13 protein-coding genes are annotated in these 15138 nt (G+C 58.0%); 6 read left to right on the top strand and 7 right to left on the bottom strand.

Translation table 11 applies throughout. The features are described 5' to 3' along the window. Positions 1 to 8: 8 nt before the first annotated feature. From ACNSOI_RS07340 to ACNSOI_RS07330, 3 genes are all read right to left on the bottom strand, one after another. Complete coding sequence (locus ACNSOI_RS07340; protein ID WP_061331801.1) at positions 9 to 1457, bottom strand: sigma-54 dependent transcriptional regulator; 1449 nt, start codon at positions 1455 to 1457, stop codon at positions 9 to 11. A gap of 70 nt (positions 1458 to 1527) precedes the next feature. Further along, positions 1528 to 1857, bottom strand: a complete 330-nt coding sequence (locus ACNSOI_RS07335) for an SOS cell division inhibitor (RefSeq protein ID WP_420195476.1) — start codon at positions 1855 to 1857, stop codon at positions 1528 to 1530. Positions 1858 to 1947: 90 nt separating this feature from the next. Continuing rightward, positions 1948 to 3306 (bottom strand): DUF1329 domain-containing protein, encoded by a 1359-nt coding sequence (locus ACNSOI_RS07330; RefSeq protein ID WP_286254695.1) that lies wholly within the window; start codon positions 3304 to 3306, stop codon positions 1948 to 1950. Positions 3307 to 3528: 222 nt separating this feature from the next. Here ACNSOI_RS07330 and ACNSOI_RS07325 point away from each other — a divergent pair, with 222 nt between their 5' ends. Together ACNSOI_RS07325 and ACNSOI_RS07320 are read left to right on the top strand one after the other, a co-directional pair. Further along, positions 3529 to 4011: a DUF6586 family protein gene (locus tag ACNSOI_RS07325; protein ID WP_286254693.1), complete on the top strand. Its 483-nt coding sequence runs from the start codon at positions 3529 to 3531 to the stop codon at positions 4009 to 4011. A 61-nt stretch (positions 4012 to 4072) separates the two neighbouring features. Continuing rightward, positions 4073 to 4333: a hypothetical protein gene (locus ACNSOI_RS07320; RefSeq protein WP_072677681.1), complete on the top strand. Its 261-nt coding sequence runs from the start codon at positions 4073 to 4075 to the stop codon at positions 4331 to 4333. A gap of 6 nt (positions 4334 to 4339) precedes the next feature. Here ACNSOI_RS07320 and ACNSOI_RS07315 read toward each other — a convergent pair whose 3' ends face one another. Both ACNSOI_RS07315 and lexA read right to left on the bottom strand, forming a co-directional pair. Next, the gene (locus ACNSOI_RS07315; protein WP_138436616.1) at positions 4340 to 4831 is read right to left on the bottom strand and encodes a cell division inhibitor SulA; all 492 of its coding nucleotides are present in this window, start codon (positions 4829 to 4831) and stop codon (positions 4340 to 4342) included. Positions 4832 to 4871: 40 nt separating this feature from the next. Beyond that, complete coding sequence (gene lexA / locus ACNSOI_RS07310) at positions 4872 to 5480, bottom strand: transcriptional repressor LexA (protein WP_058090186.1); 609 nt, start codon at positions 5478 to 5480, stop codon at positions 4872 to 4874. A gap of 166 nt (positions 5481 to 5646) precedes the next feature. On the opposite strand from lexA, the gene ACNSOI_RS07305 reads away from it, so the two are divergent. Genes ACNSOI_RS07305 through ACNSOI_RS07295 form a run of 3 tightly spaced genes read left to right on the top strand, consistent with a single transcriptional unit; the run spans position 5647 to position 8073 of the window. After that, a complete protein-coding gene (locus ACNSOI_RS07305; protein ID WP_286254687.1) occupies positions 5647 to 6648 on the top strand; it encodes an amidoligase family protein in 1002 nt (333 codons plus the stop codon). Next, a complete protein-coding gene (locus ACNSOI_RS07300; protein ID WP_286254685.1) occupies positions 6641 to 7384 on the top strand; it encodes a gamma-glutamyl-gamma-aminobutyrate hydrolase family protein in 744 nt (247 codons plus the stop codon). Before ACNSOI_RS07305 ends, ACNSOI_RS07300 begins: the two co-directional genes overlap by 8 nt. A gap of 2 nt (positions 7385 to 7386) precedes the next feature. Beyond that, positions 7387 to 8073 (top strand): SIMPL domain-containing protein, encoded by a 687-nt coding sequence (locus ACNSOI_RS07295; protein WP_152437743.1) that lies wholly within the window; start codon positions 7387 to 7389, stop codon positions 8071 to 8073. Positions 8074 to 8083: 10 nt separating this feature from the next. On the opposite strand, the gene ACNSOI_RS07290 is transcribed toward ACNSOI_RS07295, so the two are convergent. After that, positions 8084 to 11863: a translocation/assembly module TamB domain-containing protein gene (locus tag ACNSOI_RS07290; protein WP_420195475.1), complete on the bottom strand. Its 3780-nt coding sequence runs from the start codon at positions 11861 to 11863 to the stop codon at positions 8084 to 8086. Further along, positions 11860 to 13608, bottom strand: coding sequence for an autotransporter assembly complex protein TamA (locus ACNSOI_RS07285; RefSeq protein ID WP_106695382.1), 1749 nt, complete (start codon positions 13606 to 13608; stop codon positions 11860 to 11862). The genes ACNSOI_RS07290 and ACNSOI_RS07285 overlap by 4 nt, the downstream gene beginning before the upstream one ends. 217 nt (positions 13609 to 13825) lie before the next feature. Between ACNSOI_RS07285 and ACNSOI_RS07280 the strand changes: the two genes are divergently transcribed. Beyond that, positions 13826 to 15130: an acyl-CoA dehydrogenase family protein gene (locus ACNSOI_RS07280; RefSeq protein ID WP_420195474.1), complete on the top strand. Its 1305-nt coding sequence runs from the start codon at positions 13826 to 13828 to the stop codon at positions 15128 to 15130. The last annotated feature ends 8 nt before the right edge of the window (positions 15131 to 15138 follow it).

Here is a 15138-nt window from a genome sequence, read left to right as displayed (position 1 = left end):
GGGAGCGATCAACCTTCGTCTGACTCTTCCCGAAGGCCGTATTTTCGGACTTTTTCCACCAGGGTGGTACGGCGGATTCTGAGTTTCTCGGCCGCCCGCGCCACTACGCCGGCAGCTTCATCAAGCGCCTGCTGAATGAGCTGCTTCTCCAGATTGGAGAGGTAATCCTTGAGATCGATACCGTTCACCGGCAACAGGGCCGGCGCATCCAGCCCCACCAGGCCGGGAATGGCCGATGGCATGCCGGTGTCCTCTACCGGACGATTCTCGTCATAGTCGTCCACGTAGCGGAACTTCTTGGGCAGCTCCTGCACACCAATCACGCCGTAGGGATGCATGATCGCCAAACGCTCCACCAGGTTCGCCAGCTCCCGCACGTTACCCGGCCAGTCATGGCGACACAAGCTCATGATGGCAGCGGAGTTCATCCGCAGTGAGCCGCGCTTCTCTTTCTCCATCCGGGAGATCAGCTCATTGATCAGCAACGGTATGTCTTCAACCCGCTCTCGCAGCGCCGGCATTTCAATGGGAAATACATTGAGACGGTAATAGAGGTCTTCCCGGAAATCGCCGGATTCAATCATGTCTTCGAGATGCTTGTGAGTGGCGGCAATCACCCGCACATCAGCAGACTGGGTACGGTTACTGCCCACACGCTCAAAGGTACGCTCCTGCAACACCCGCAGAATCTTAACCTGCATGTTCAGCGGCATATCCCCGATTTCGTCCAGGAACAGGGTGCCTCCTTCGGCCAACTCAAAACGCCCTACCCGGGCGGTAATGGCGCCGGTAAAGGCTCCTTTCTCATGCCCGAACAGCTCGCTCTCCAGCAACTCTGCGGGAATGGCGCCGCAGTTGACCGGCACAAAAGGCTTATCCCGGCGGGAGGAATGATAATGCAGGTTACGGGCGACCACTTCCTTGCCAGTGCCGGATTCACCGGTGATCAGAACGCTGACGTCTTTATCAGCCACCTGTTCCATCAACTGGCGCACCTGCTGAACCTTGCGACTGGTGCCCACCAGACTGCGGAACAACTGAACACCCCGCTGCTGCCCCCGCTCCTTGCTGCGACTGAACTGGTCGTGGTAGATCTGGGCCCGGTAGAGTGAATCCACAAACTTGGTGTAGTTCAGGGGCCATTCCATCCTGGCGATAATGCGGTTCGCATCGTCTTCTGACACGCCCTTGAGGTCCGGGTCACCCACCAGAAGAATCGGTAGCCCCTGGGCCAGTTTGCACACCCTCTGAACATGCGCGGTGCTGGCGGCTTCTTCGCCGTTGATCACGGCTACGCCGATACTTTCTTTGGTCTGCTCGTCGTCACTCTCCAAAAGCGCCAATGCTTCGTCACCGGCCAGCACCTGCTCTTCGCCGACAAATTCGAGAATGGTGATCAGGTCCCTGCGCCTGGAGTCATCCTCACTCAGCACCAGCACTTTGTTATTTTTGGACATTCACGAGAATCTCTTTGGGAATTTGTGCGGTATTTAAGACTGTATAAGCTCAGGAGTCAATTTTATGACGCTATCTTTGGCGGTTTGTTGAAACGTTCTGATAAGCACGGGCCGCCGTACGGTTTTCATTGACGCCCTTGAGCGATTCCCGGGCTTCATCCCGGGCCTTGACCGCAGCCTGGTTTGCCGCTTCCACGAACTGATTCAAAGCGTCCAGGCGGTCCCTGATCAGGGCCGGATCGATGCGCCCCTGTTCCAGCTCCCGCATTAACGGTTCAATTGCGGGTTTAACGCGGGCATTCAGTTCCGCAAGTTGCTCCCAGTCCTGGGCAGCGAGGGCCTGGTCCAGCTCGGACCGGAGTTGATCAAGACTTTCAAGAAGAGCCTGGGGTTCTGCCATGGGATGTACTCCACATTTCAACAGGATGTCGGAGCCTGGCAGTCGGTTGAGGCGGGTGCTGCCCATAAGCAGGCAGCACCCGGGGAAGGTTTACCGGCGCGCGGCCCTGCGGGCGGCGGCAGCGGTAAATTCGTTGCCCCGATACCCAGGCTCAAAATTATAGGCCGGGTAGCCGTTATCCAGGCCATCGATGTAGTAACGCTGTGCTTTCAGATCATACGTCATTTCCATGGTGGTCCAGAAGACCGGCACACTGTAATAGACAATGTTGTGGGCTTCGGATACACGCCAGAGTTCGCCAGCCTCGTTATATTCTTCCGTGGCCAGAATCTGCCAGCTGTCCTCATCAATGTAGTAAACGCGGCGATCATAGATATGGCTGATGCCGGTGCGTCGCTTCGCCTCGACTACCCACACCCGGTGAAGCTCGTATCGGGTCAGGTCCTGATTGATGTGGTTCGGCCGGATCACGTCATTTGGACGAACACTTTCATCGTGCAGTTTGTAGGCGTTGTAGGGAACGATCAGTTCACGCTTGCCCTTGAGTTCCCAGTCGTACTGGTTAGGGGCACCGTTGTACATGTCCTTCTGGTCGACTGAACGCAGTGACGATGAGTTCGGCAGATCCGTCTCATAGGCCAGATTCGGGGACCGGCGCAAACGGCGGGAACCGGAATCGTAACGCCATGCCAGTCGCGGTGAGCGAACCTGGTCAAGGGTTTCATGAACCAGGGTAATAGTGCCAGCCAGGCTGGACGGCGCGACAGTTTCGGTTTTCAGGTAGAAAATCTTGTTATCAATGTCTTCCAGCTCAGCACCGGGGCGACTGTAGGCGAAGAAATAGTCGTACTGGTTAACGACCGGGTTGAACGAGCCGTCCCGCTGCGGCGTAGCCGATGCACTGCGGAACGACAGTTCCTCACCCCGGTACCGGAGAATATGGTTCCAGATCGCTTCCAGGCCGTTCTGTGGAATGGGGAACGGACTGGTCATGATGGTGTCTCGAACACCGTTACCGTTATCCAGAAGTTCAGCTGTCAGTGCGTTGTGGTAAAACTTCTCGTAGACATGCTCGGGGAACGCTGCTGTTCGGCGGGCCTGGTACACCGGCATGAAAAATTCCGGGCCGTATTGCTCCAGCATCTGAATGTGGCCGTCCGACAGTATGTCCCGGTACTGGTCCAGATTGTCACGGGTAATAACGTACAGCGCTTCGTCTTCCGGGAACGGGTTAATCTCTACGGTGCCTTCGCGCCAATTGGCCGGGGGTGAAGCCAACCCGCCAGTCCAAGCCGGAATGGTGCCAGACTCGTTACCCGCCCGCTCTGCACCCACCGGCGTGAGATCATTCTTCAAACGCTCGGCCTCTGCCGGCGACACCTTTGCCAAGGCCGGACCTGAACACCCCAATACCGCCGCTGCAATAGCAGCAATTATCCGGTTCCGCATCCTTATTACCTCCAATAATGGACCACAAGACGATCAAAGCTTGTTCAATCTGTGCGCCTTTTTGCCAGTTTCAAACGACCGTTTCAAGTGATTGTTTGTAGTTTCTTGTGAAATGCAGCTATTACGGGGAGCCCAGGGGAGGAGAAATTTGCGCGCAAAAATGATAGACTCTGGCGGTTGTTCTAATTGGACTCTTGAACGCTCACGTAGTGCGGGTGGTAGATGGCATCACAATGGTACTCACTGGTAGCCCAAAAGCTTTTTCTGGCCAACACCTTACTCGCCAGGCTTGAGTCGGACACCAAGCGCTCCGCTGCGGAAACGGAAGCGCTGTCTCAGGGCTCCGCCGAGCTCCTGCTACGGGCAAGGCGAACGCTGCTGGTGATGATTGCGCGATACCATCAGCACAAAGCCGAAAAACCGCAGACACTGGCAGAACTGGAAACACTGTTTCCTTACGAGGTACACGAGACCCGGCTTTTGAGAGAACTGGCGGACACATCGGGAAGCTGGTGGAACCATCTTGATCAGGTTGAATCGGCTTTGAGCCAGCCTCCGACCACACGCAAGAATGTTACCGAAGAGAATATCATCGCGGTTTCAGTCGAACAGGGCCCGGACCGGTCCGCCGCCACACTCAGAAAGACCCTGACGGCCATGACTGAACTGGCCAAACGGCTTGAGGAACAACACAGCGAGTGGTAGCCCCACCCTGTTGGTTAAATTCCCACACCGAATCGAATACACCAAGACAAAGGTTGAACGAATGTCACCATCGTTTTTTGAAATCGTACAACTTGCCAATGGCGACTACGCCTTGCGCCGCATTGATGACGACGCAGCGCCGTTGGTGCGCATTTCCTTCTCGCAGGAGGCCAGGGAAATGATGGAAGACCGTGACATGAGCGTAGCCAAGGCGATGATTGCGGCAGGGATTGAGGCCGCCGGCAATATCGCACACGATATTGACTGGGACGATGACGACAATGATCTGGCCGAACCCCAGCCCCAATACACCCTCCACTGAACTCCTTTACCGATGACGCAGCACCACGCCGTGGCTGCTACCTTGCGCCGAAGCCTTTTGAAGGGACTCAAAGGCTGAACGCCCGAGCTTGTTAGTCCAGAGCACCACCGCATGACAGGTACCGGCACTCAAAGCACGCTCAGCCAGCTGCTGTGCTGAGTAATCGTTGGTTGAGCGCAATACCAGCAACTCACTGGCCACAATACCGTGCATTTTCTGCCACTTGCCAACCAGGGACTGTGGCGGGTCAATCAGTGCCAGCCAGCGCTTCTCCTGGTTCAGCTGGGTGAGCATAGGGAGCAGCAACTGGACGTTCTCTACCTGGCCTTCAGGAAGAATAATTTCCGTCACGTTACCGCCAAAATCCCTGGTTCCCCGACCGACGTCTGACGATGAGTGAAGGGCTGTGGACCGTGCTTTTCCTGTAGACACCGTGCGGGCGGGCATGATGGCCGCCGGCTGGAACGCCATGTTCTGAGTGAAGCTTAACTGTTCCATTGCTCACCTACCTGCGCTAATCGTTTCTTATTGCTGGTTATCAATGCAAATCTGATCGGCGGATCACGCCCACACCCAGACCTTCGATAAACAACTCCTGTTCGGCCAGATCAATTTCAATCGGGGCAAACTCTTCGTTTTCCGCAATCAACCAGACCTTTGAGCCGTCCCTGCGAAACCGCTTTACCGTCACTTCTTCACCAACCCTGGCCACAACCACCTGCCCGTTATGGACATCCTGAGTGCGATGTACTGCGAGCAAATCACCGTCGAGAATGCCAATGTCTTTCATGCTCATGCCGCGCACCCGGAGCAGGTAATCGGCGGATGGCGAGAAAAATTCCGGCTGCAAAGTGCAGTGCTCTTCAATGTGTTCCTGGGCGAGAATCGGGCTGCCCGCCGCAACCTGGCCGACAACCGGTAACCCCGGGTCCTGCTCCACTTCCGGCAGTCGAATCCCCCTGCTGGCACCGGGCACCATTTCGATGGCGCCTTTCCTGGCCAGGGCCCGCAAGTGCTCCTCTGCCGCATTGGCGGAGCGGAACCCCAGTTCGGCAGCGATTTCTGCCCGCGTTGGCGGGTAACCGGTTTCGTCTACGTACCGCCGGATGATATCCAGCACCTGGGACTGTCGCGCGGTCAGCTTCATGCATGTACTCCGGGTTTTTCATCCTGGTTTTATATACAGTGATTTGACTATATACAGTGTTTTATCCAGTGTAAAGCCCGATTGAAATTTTCTGTCATGTAATCGGGCCGCTGCATATCGGTGTGTTATGGTTTAAGTCCGCGAATTATATGGATGCAAGGTGCCAATGAATTCGACAGAGCGTTGTGCGATGCCGGAGCGGCTTCGTAATCATCAAGGAGAAGAGCGTAGAGTTGGCGTGGAGATTGAACTCTCCGGCCTGGGCTACGATGAGCTGGTCGAGCATGTCGCCCGCCTGCTCAAAGGCACCCCAGAGCTGGAGTCGCGTTATGTCAGCCGCCTGGAGACTGACGCCGGAACCTTCACCATTGAGCTGGACTCTGACCCCGTGAAGGATCTTGACCTGGCGGACGAACGCCTGCCCGAGTCAATCCGCGAACTGGGCACCCACGCCATGGATGTCATCGATTTTGCCGCCGAGCGCATTGTGCCTCTTGAGATTGTCGGCCCACCTCTGCCCTTTTTCAGACTGGGTCTGATCGAAGAACTGGTAGACGAGCTGCGCGACCTTGGCGCGGAAGGCAGCCGGGAAGCGATTTACTTTGCTTTCGGCCTGCAACTCAATCCCGAACTGCCGGACCTGGAACCCGCAACCATTGTCACCTACCTGCAGGCCTTCGCGGCACTTTATGACTGGCTCAAATCCCGGCATCAGATTGACATAAGCCGAAAATTTACCACTTACATCGAGCCCTGGAGCAGCCGTTACACGGATATGCTGATGGCGGAAGATTATGCTCCCGACCAGGCCTCGCTGATGAAAGACTACCTGAACTTCAACCCAACGCGGAACAAGGCCCTGGACCTTCTGCCACTGTTTGCACACCTGGATTCAGAGCTGTTGCAAGACTATGTGGACGACCCGAGAATCAAGAGCCGGCCGACTCTGCACTACCGGTTACCCGATTGCGATATCGACAACCCCCGATGGCATTTTTCCACGGTCTGGAACGACTGGGTGGTACTGGAGCGAATCGCAAACCATCCAGAGCACCTGAAAGAACTCAGGGAACTGTTCCGCGAAGCCCGGAAATTCAGTTTTCGCAATCTCACCCGCTCATGGCGCGACACCACGGAACAATGGCTTAAACAGCGCGGTTATGTCTGAGACCTCAGAAGCACCAGAATCGCCGGGGATCACCATTGGCATCAGCGGCCCCGCCAGGCGCAGCACCGCCCACAGACTGATCAATCTGGGCCTGCGGCTGCATGGCGCCCACACGCACTACATTCGCCCCGGATCCAGCACGGACGTCTCCCTGCTCGATGGCCTGGTGCTGTCTGGCGGCACCCACGTACACCCCAACCGCTATGACCAACAGCCACAAGTGACCGCAAGATACGACCTGAAACGGGACGAAACCGACTTCAGGCTGCTCAAGCAAGCCGAGGAAATAGACATTCCGGTACTGGGTATATGCCGCGGCGCCCAGTTCATCAATGTCTTTCATGGTGGGTCGTTGTGTCAGAACGTGACCCCGCTGCGAATGAAAACCCGTCACCGCCCTTTGCTGCTCCCCCTTCAAACGGTCCAGCTGGTCCAGGACAGCCGGATAGGCCGGCTGATGCACAGCACCCTGATTGGTGCGAACCGTATTCACAGCCAGGCGATTAAACACCTGGGGCGGAATCTCAGGGTAACGGCACTGGACAACGACCTGTTTGTGCAGGCCATCGAAAACACCGGGCAACAATGGTTGATGGGGGTTCAGTGGCATCCGGAATACCTGCTGTATCACACCGGCCACCGGCGGATTTTCAGCCACTTTGTGCATGCCGCCCGGGCTCGGAAACTGGAGCGGCTGCAAAGCCAAGATATGGCCTTTGGCCAACAAGGAGACTGATCATGAAAAAATACACCAAAGCACTGGCCGCAACGGTGTTCGTGGCCTCATTGGCACCACTGGCCGTTTCCGCTGGCGAAGTGAGCCTGAGTGGCGAGGGCAGCGTTCGCTACACTCCGGACAGCGCCCGTTTGCAATTTACCGCCAGTGCCGAGCACAACCTGCCAGAGCGGGCATCTGATCGCCTTTCCGAGACCATGGAGCAATGGCGCAAGGCCATACAGGGCATGCGCGACCAATTGGTGGACTACTCAGACGCCAACGTTAACCTGTACACCCGGTCGCTACCGGTTCAGGAGCGTGGGCAACAACCGGAGAGAATGGCGGTGGCAAGCCAGACGGTCAGCTTTTCCATCGACAATCTTGAACTTCTGAACCCCCTGTTGGAACAGGCCCACAAGGCTGGTCTGCAATACCATCTGAGCGAACACCAATTCTTCCATTCCGACGAGGAGCGCCTGCAACGCCAGGCACTGGCGAGGGCAATCGAGGATGCCCGCAGCCGGTGTGCCTTTGTGGCGGAACAGTTGGGCAAAACCTGTGGTGAGGTCAAAACCATCAACATCAATGGCGGGCACCGCCCGATGCCCATGATGATGGCGGAAGCAAGAGCCGCCAGCGACACCGTTTCCAGTATCGCCCCCCGGGAAATCCAGGCCAGCGTCAACGCCACCTTCAACCTGGATTAACAACCGTCGATCAGAAATCCCGGGTGTAGAAGATATCCAGCGAGGCGGCCAGGCCACTGGCCGCCTCCAGATAGAAATACCGGCCCAGATCATAACGCAGTGCGACCGTGGTGATCGGTTCGAATATCCCGACGCCGTACCTCAGGCTCAATTCATCGGTTATGTATCCGCTGGCCACCACCGAAGCCTCATCCCCGGAACCTTCGGTTTCCAGGGTGAGATTGCGAATGCCCAACTCGTCTCCAATGCCCTGGGTCAGGCGGCTTGCCTGGGTCAGCCCCAGCGACAGAGCAGCTTGCGCCATCTGACCGTCGTCACCGCGGCTTTGAGGCGGGCGGCCCAGAATGATGTAGGACAGCGCATCGCTTTGGGGCATGGAGGGTTCTGAGAATACCTCGGTTTCAGGGGCGTTCACGGGGCCGCTAAGCCTGATACCGGCAACAACAGTGTCTACCCTGCGCACTGCCTCGATGTCCAGGTAGGGTTCTGTCAGGGCACCAACAAACAGGATTCGCGCTCGCCGCAGTTCCAGATCCTGCCCAAATGCCTGGTATTGGCCATTCACCAGTTGTAGCGCACCCCGGGTATCCATGTCGTTGCCAATCCGCAGGGTCCCCTCGAGATTCCCGGTCACACCGAAAGCATCAAACGCTACCCGGTCTTCGCCGACCACCACAGTCACGTCCATCACCATACGCCGGATGGTCGGTTCCTCGGTTTCAACTCCGACAATCACCTCATCTTCGGAGATAGAAACCGCTGACTCCGGAAGCCCCTTGATCTCGATCTCACCACGGGGTACTTCCACACGCCCCGACACCGAGAGTTCACCACTGCGGAAAGCGATGGTGAGGTCTGGCCCAACTTCAACCCGGGCATAGGGTTCGAAATTCACCGGCAGCCTGTCGCCAACAATCGACAGCTCAATCTCTGGCTCCTGCTGCCAATTGATCATCCCCGAAAGTTGCCCGCTACTGCGGTCGTTACTGTTCCAGCGCCCGCTGATATCAGCGGAATCCCCGAGAAACTCGAGCACCAGAACCACATCATTCAGTGGGAGTGGCAGGCCCGGATCGTAAAAACGACCATTCGTAAGAGCCAGCTCGCCATGAATCATGGGGCGTAACAATGGGCCGGTAATCTCGCCTTGGCCGTTAACCTGACCTCCAATCTCTTCCACCCCAGCGAAGGCGGATGCAAAAGCCAGATCCAGTGAGTTCAGGCTGAAACGGCCCTGTACCGGTCGCTCTTCAGCCATCGGGTCAACCGCCAGCTCGGCATTAAAATCGCCCAGTTCCGGCCCTCGCAGGGCAACTGACAACTCAGCTATGCTGGGCTGAAGACGGGCATCAACGGTCAGGCGCTCATGACTCAGGGTTTCCCAGTCATCCAGCACCAGGAATTCGAAGGTTCCCTCACCGGCATCCAGTGTGATTCTGCCATCCGGCCCTGCGTCGGTCAGCGACAGATCCACGTCGGCATCCAGGTGCGCACTCCATCGGAAGGTATCAGGCAACAGTGGCTCAAGGGCCGTTGTCGGAAACTGGCGAATCTGGAAGGCGATGTGGGCATCCGGCAATAGCTGCTGATCGTCAGCGCACACCGAACTTTCCTGCCAGCGCCAGCAGTGAGCGCCGAGGCTCAGGTTGCCTTCTTCGGTGTAGGCAAGGTCAGCGGGAGACTCCAGTTGCCACGTCTGGCCCGGTCCGGGTATGTCGATTTCACCACGGTTCAGTGCACCCTGCCAGGCATCCAGGCTCTCACCCAGGGCGCCGGCGAATACGGCAAGCAGGGTCGCCTCACTGTGGCTGGCATTGACTGTTAGCTGATGCTCATCCCGGGTACCTTCAAGGCGCAGGGACACGTTCTCCAGCTGTTGGTCGGCAGCACGAATCTCATTAATCTCCAGTGCTGCATCCAGCACACCGCCTGTGGCCAGACTGGCATCAAGATCCACGGCCTCAATCTGCAACAGATCCTGCCAGCTCAATCCGCGGCCAGCCATGACAAGCTCGGCGGTGGGATCATCCACGGTGCCAGCAAACTGCAGGCTGGCTTCCAGTTCACCAGCCAGACCTTCGGCAAACATCGCCGGTTCAGGCAACAGGATGGACAAGTTACCTGCCAGTTGGCTGCCGTAACGACCCTGCCCTTCTACACGGTTCTCACCCACGACAAGCACAAGATCATCCAATTGCCATTCGCGACCGTCACTGACCAACTGGCCCCGGGCGCGAGCATTGTTCCCCTGCCATCGTCCCTGCAGATTCCAGCCCGCCGACATTCGGGGCAATGCATCGTCCTGAAGCCGGCCTTCACTGGTTACGTTGCCGTCCAACCGGGACTCCAGCATAGGCACCCAATAGCCCGGATTGAACTGATCCAGAACCAGGGCAGCCTGCCAAGCCAGCTGGGAAGAAAAATCGAGCTCGGCTTCTCCAGACAGGGAACCCGCTCCGGTCGTCATGTCGAGCTGGGTGATACGGACAGCCTGCGTATCGCCATCAAGGCGGGCCTTCAGCTCGGCGTCCCCAAGGGGACCGGCAACCCGGGCGTCAAGATCCGCCTGGTAGCGGTCTTCCTGGTAACTTGCCCGACCTTCCAGACGGTTCAGCGAAACCGGAGGCTCGTCCAGCTCCGGCACCAGGCTGTACCAGGGAAAGCGGTCCAGGGCCAGCCCCACATCAGCGGCCAGACCATCGGCCCAGGAGGCTTCGCCCTGCACCTCCAGGGTTCCGGGTGGCTCACCGCCCTCCCGTTCCGGGCCGGCCATGGACAGTACCAGATCTGTCACCTTCTCTGTGGTGACCAATCCCTGGATAGAAGTCTGGATATCACCCTCGGTACCCGGTAGTAGCGCCTGGGTGCGGGTCCTGAAACCGTTGGCCAGGGAACCGTCAAGGGTTAATCGCCAGTTCTTCAGCGTCAGTGTTTCCGGAAGATCATGATGGGCAAGAAAACGCTCGGATTCGAGTCTGATGGACGCTGGCAAACGGCTTTCCAGCGGCTGAACCTGCCCCTGTATATTCGCATTAAGATAACCACTACTGGCACCTCGCAACCGCAAGTCCCTGACGCTGCCACCCAGGTTAACGGTGATCTGCCAGTCATCTCCCGATGGCGGCGGCAAGGATACGTCAACATCAATATCCAGGGGCCAATCCCGCCGCATGTCAGCGCGACCACTCGCCGATACCCGTATCTCGTCCAGCTGATACAGCACGTGTTCAAGCTCCAGGCTGGCACCGGAGGCCCGGGATTGCAGCTCAAACCGGTCCCAGATGGCTCCGTCATTGACAGTCAGCGGCCCCAGGGCAACATCCCCGATCACCACTGCCAGCGGCAGGTTAATCCTGGGAAGGCTGATATCACCGGAACTTTCATCATCAGATTCAGAGGGCTGCAGGGTCACTGCAATCCGATCGGCCTTGAGCGTGTCCAGGCAGATGGTTTTTTCGAACAGGCAAGTCGGAGACCAGTCTACTTCCGGAGCCTCAACCACCACGCCTACACCATAGCCGTGCCATTCAAGGCGGTCGGCCTGCCACTGGCCAAGCAGGGAGCCTCGGTCGGCCTCGGTTTGCAACCCGGGAATCTGATCAATGGTCCAGGCCGTTCCCTTTTCGGTATGCAGGGCCAGCAAAATCAGCCCAACGAGCACCAGGGGCAAAAACAGCAACAATGTGACGACCAGCAACAGCCAGAACCACCAGCGCCGGCGCAGCGGCTTTTTGTGTTTCTTCGGCTGACCTTCAGCCTGCTCTGGTGGCACCGGTGGATGATCGGTCACAGCTCTGGCCCCATGGAAAAGTGAATACGCCAGCCGCCGCCAAACTCTTCGTCCAGGCCTTTCGCCAAATCCAGACGCAGCGGCCCTACCGGGCTCACCCAGCGAATCCCCAGGCCGGCACCTGTCGCCAGCCGGTCAAACACATCATTCACCGCGTTGCCCTTGTCGACGAACGCCGCCACCCGCCAGTTCCGGACAAACTCGTACTGATATTCGACACCACCGACCAGCTGAAAACGGCCACCGACGGCTACACCGTTGTCATCACGGGGCGACAGGGTTTCATAACCATAGCCCCGGACGCTCTGATCACCACCGGCAAAGAAGCGCAATGAGGGCGGCACATCGGAAAAACTGTTGGTCGCCACCCCACCAAAGTTGAAACGGGTCAGGAACCGGTGATTATCAGCCAGGGTATACAGCCCCCTGGCCAGCACATTCACGTGCAGGATGTCCGCGTCGGAAATGATTGCACGGTGGGCACCGGTCACATCAAACTGCAATCGGTAGCCCCGGGACGGGTCCAGGGGCGAGTTGGCCTGGAGTTTGGAGTAACTGAGCCCCGGCAGCAACAGGCTGGAGTTGCCCCGCTCATCTTCGCCAATTTTGAAGCGCTCGCCTTCCCATCGAATGGACAACACCTGCATCCAGCCGGTATCCAGCCGATGCCGCCACTGTTGCCCCAGCGTCAGCCGTTCCGATTCCACGTCTTCGATATGCTCCCGCTGGTAACCCGCGCCCAACCGTAGGGAGTCCGACATTGGGGGATCCAGTGGAAGTTCGTACCAGCCGCTGACATTCTGACGCAGCTCCGAAAGCTCCGTGTCTGCGCCACGGCGATGCCCCATTGGATTAATGTAGTGCTCACGCCAGTTGCCCCGAAAGCGTGGCCCAACGTCTGTTGAGAAGCCAACACCGGCGCCTACCGACCGGGGCGGCCTGGGGGTAAGGCCAATATCCACCGGTATCACTCCATCCTCTGCCCGGTTCGGTGAAGCATCAATATCCACACCGGAAAAGTAACCACTGTTGGACAGATCGCCGTTGAGCTTCGCCACTTCATCGGCGTGGAAAGGAATGCCTGGTTCAAAGGTCACAAACTGGTTCAGTAAACCTTCGTCAAAACCGTGGCCTTCCAGGAAGGTAACCGCGCCCAGGCGATACCGCTCTCCGGTACGGTAGTGCAAGGTAATATCTGCGTGATTCTCGGACGGGTCTACTTCCAGTCGGCGGGTCACAAACTCACCGTCAAAGTAACCCAGACGTCGCGCCCGATTCTGTATGGCCTGCCGAAGCGTGTTGTAGCGGCCATGATGAAGCACATCTCCTTCCGCCGGCTCTTTCGGAATCTGATCAACCAGTGCCGGATCTTCACTGCCTGGCCCCTCGATCAGCACTGACCTGGAACGAATGCGGACGGGCTCCCCCGGCACAACCGTCAACACCAGCTCGGCCAGCCCATCCGCATTTTCAGTGACTTCAAATGTGATCACCGGATTGTAGTACCCCAGGGCCCGAATGGCCTGTTCAACCTGGGCTATCGCCGTGGAGGCGTAACGGCGCAGGCCATCGGCTGAGCGGCCTTCTACCTCACCCACAAAAATCCGGGCATTGTCTCTCAAGTCACTGTGATCGCCCTCAACCTCAACCCTGACCTGACTGGCATGGCTGGCAGACGCGCTCAACAGCACCGCAAGCCCGGTCAGCTTCAGGATTCTCTGTATGTGATGTCGGGGTAACAGCATGCGGTGTTTGGGTTTCCCACCTGGATGATTGACGAATCCCTGAGTCAGGGGGTGAGTTTACCGATAGCGGATGCGCGCTTCTACGCCTGGCGCGCCAAAATCACAATTGACCACAATGCCATCAGGGAATGCTACACCTGCCAATGGCCATTGTGACCTCCGGAGCCATGCTCGGTTCCACGTGGTGCGATCAATCAGACAACCTCAGGAGTTCAGCGTGACCAGGGATCCAATCGGACTTGCACTCTCGATCATGAACCGGATATCCGGCAACCCTTTGCTCGATCGGCTGGGCTTGAGATCTCCCCTTGAACGTACGGCATACCAAGGCACTCGGACCGGTTTCCGGACCATTGCCCTGGCGGGTCGTGAGTTCAAACGGGTTCGCAACTGGCTACCCCGGAAGCGACTGCCACCCGGGGCCCCAGGCGACCTGTTTGACCTTAGCCTGGACGACGACCAGCAAATGATTGTCGACAGCCTGAAACGCCTGGCCCGGGATGTCCTCAGGCCCGCTGCCCAGGAGGCCGATGAACAGGGCCGATTGCCTGAAGCCGTTAAACACGAGGCCGCTGCCCTTGGCTTGCCCATGTACGCGGTACCCAGCGAATTCGGTGGGGTGGCCGAACAGCAGTCACCGGTGACCAGCGTGCTGATTGCTGAGCAACTGGCCTGGGGCGATATGGCTCTGGCAATTCGGCTACTGGCACCCTTCAGTGTCGCCCAGGCGATCAGTTGCTGGGGCAATGGAGAGCAACAGTCCCGCTATCTGCCGGCCTTCTGCGAGGATACGCCTCCGGTGGCCAGTCTCGCCATTGACGAACCAACGCCGCTGCTTGACCCAATGCAACCATCCACCACGGCTACCGAGACCGACCAGGGCTACCGGATTAACGGCGAAAAATCGTTTGTGATTGCAGGCGCCGAGTGCGAGTTGTTGCTGGTCTCGGCTGCCCTCAATGGCACACCCCGGGTCTTTATTATTGAAACCGCTGGCCTAAACTTGGCAATAGCGGATACCCCGGGGATGGGGTTGCGCGCGGCGGAGGCCACCTCAGTCCGGTTCGACAACCTGGACGTACCGGCCGACGCACTGCTCGGCGATGACGATTTCTGTTTTCAGGCTTTCATCGACAGAGCCGCCCTGATGCGCTGCGGCCTGGCCATCGGTACAGCGCGGGCCGTGCTGGATTATGTCATTCCCTACTGTAACGACCGCCAGGCTTTTGGCGAACCCATCAGCCACCGGCAATCGGTGGCGTTCATGATCAGCAACATGGCCATTGAGACCGACAGTATGCGCATGCTCACCTGGCGCGCCGCCAGTAGGGCCGAAACCGGCCGAAGCTTCCACCGGGAAAGCTGCCTGGCCCGTTTGCTATGCAATGAGAAAAGCATGGAGATTGGAACCAACGGTGTCCAACTGCTCGGTGGCCACGGCTTTGTCAAAGAACACCCGGTAGAGCGCTGGTATCGGGATCTTCGCTCCACCGCCACTCACCATGGCGGCGTTCACGCCTGACACCAAGG

The sequence above is a fragment of the Marinobacter sp. GH_1 genome (assembly GCF_048595985.1).
Taxonomy (GTDB): Bacteria; Pseudomonadota; Gammaproteobacteria; order Pseudomonadales; family Oleiphilaceae; genus Marinobacter; species Marinobacter shengliensis.
Note: the sequence above shows the minus strand (reverse complement) of the source record. Positions and strands in the feature narration are given on the sequence as shown.

What these genes read in the sequence shown, in the direction of transcription:
- ACNSOI_RS07320 (WP_072677681.1), top strand. Translation starts at nt 4,073, where the DNA reads ATGTCACCATCGTTTTTTGAAATCGTACAACTTGCCAATGGCGACTAC.
- ACNSOI_RS07300 (WP_286254685.1), top strand. Translation starts at nt 6,641, where the DNA reads ATGTCTGAGACCTCAGAAGCACCAGAATCGCCGGGGATCACCATTGGC.
- ACNSOI_RS07305 (WP_286254687.1), top strand. Translation starts at nt 5,647, where the DNA reads ATGAATTCGACAGAGCGTTGTGCGATGCCGGAGCGGCTTCGTAATCAT.
- ACNSOI_RS07325 (WP_286254693.1), top strand. Translation starts at nt 3,529, where the DNA reads ATGGCATCACAATGGTACTCACTGGTAGCCCAAAAGCTTTTTCTGGCC.
- ACNSOI_RS07285 (WP_106695382.1), bottom strand. Translation starts at nt 13,608, where the DNA reads ATGCTGTTACCCCGACATCACATACAGAGAATCCTGAAGCTGACCGGG.
- ACNSOI_RS07335 (WP_420195476.1), bottom strand. Translation starts at nt 1,857, where the DNA reads ATGGCAGAACCCCAGGCTCTTCTTGAAAGTCTTGATCAACTCCGGTCC.
- ACNSOI_RS07340 (WP_061331801.1), bottom strand. Translation starts at nt 1,457, where the DNA reads ATGTCCAAAAATAACAAAGTGCTGGTGCTGAGTGAGGATGACTCCAGG.
- ACNSOI_RS07330 (WP_286254695.1), bottom strand. Translation starts at nt 3,306, where the DNA reads ATGCGGAACCGGATAATTGCTGCTATTGCAGCGGCGGTATTGGGGTGT.
- ACNSOI_RS07295 (WP_152437743.1), top strand. Translation starts at nt 7,387, where the DNA reads ATGAAAAAATACACCAAAGCACTGGCCGCAACGGTGTTCGTGGCCTCA.
- ACNSOI_RS07315 (WP_138436616.1), bottom strand. Translation starts at nt 4,831, where the DNA reads ATGGAACAGTTAAGCTTCACTCAGAACATGGCGTTCCAGCCGGCGGCC.
- lexA (WP_058090186.1), bottom strand. Translation starts at nt 5,480, where the DNA reads ATGAAGCTGACCGCGCGACAGTCCCAGGTGCTGGATATCATCCGGCGG.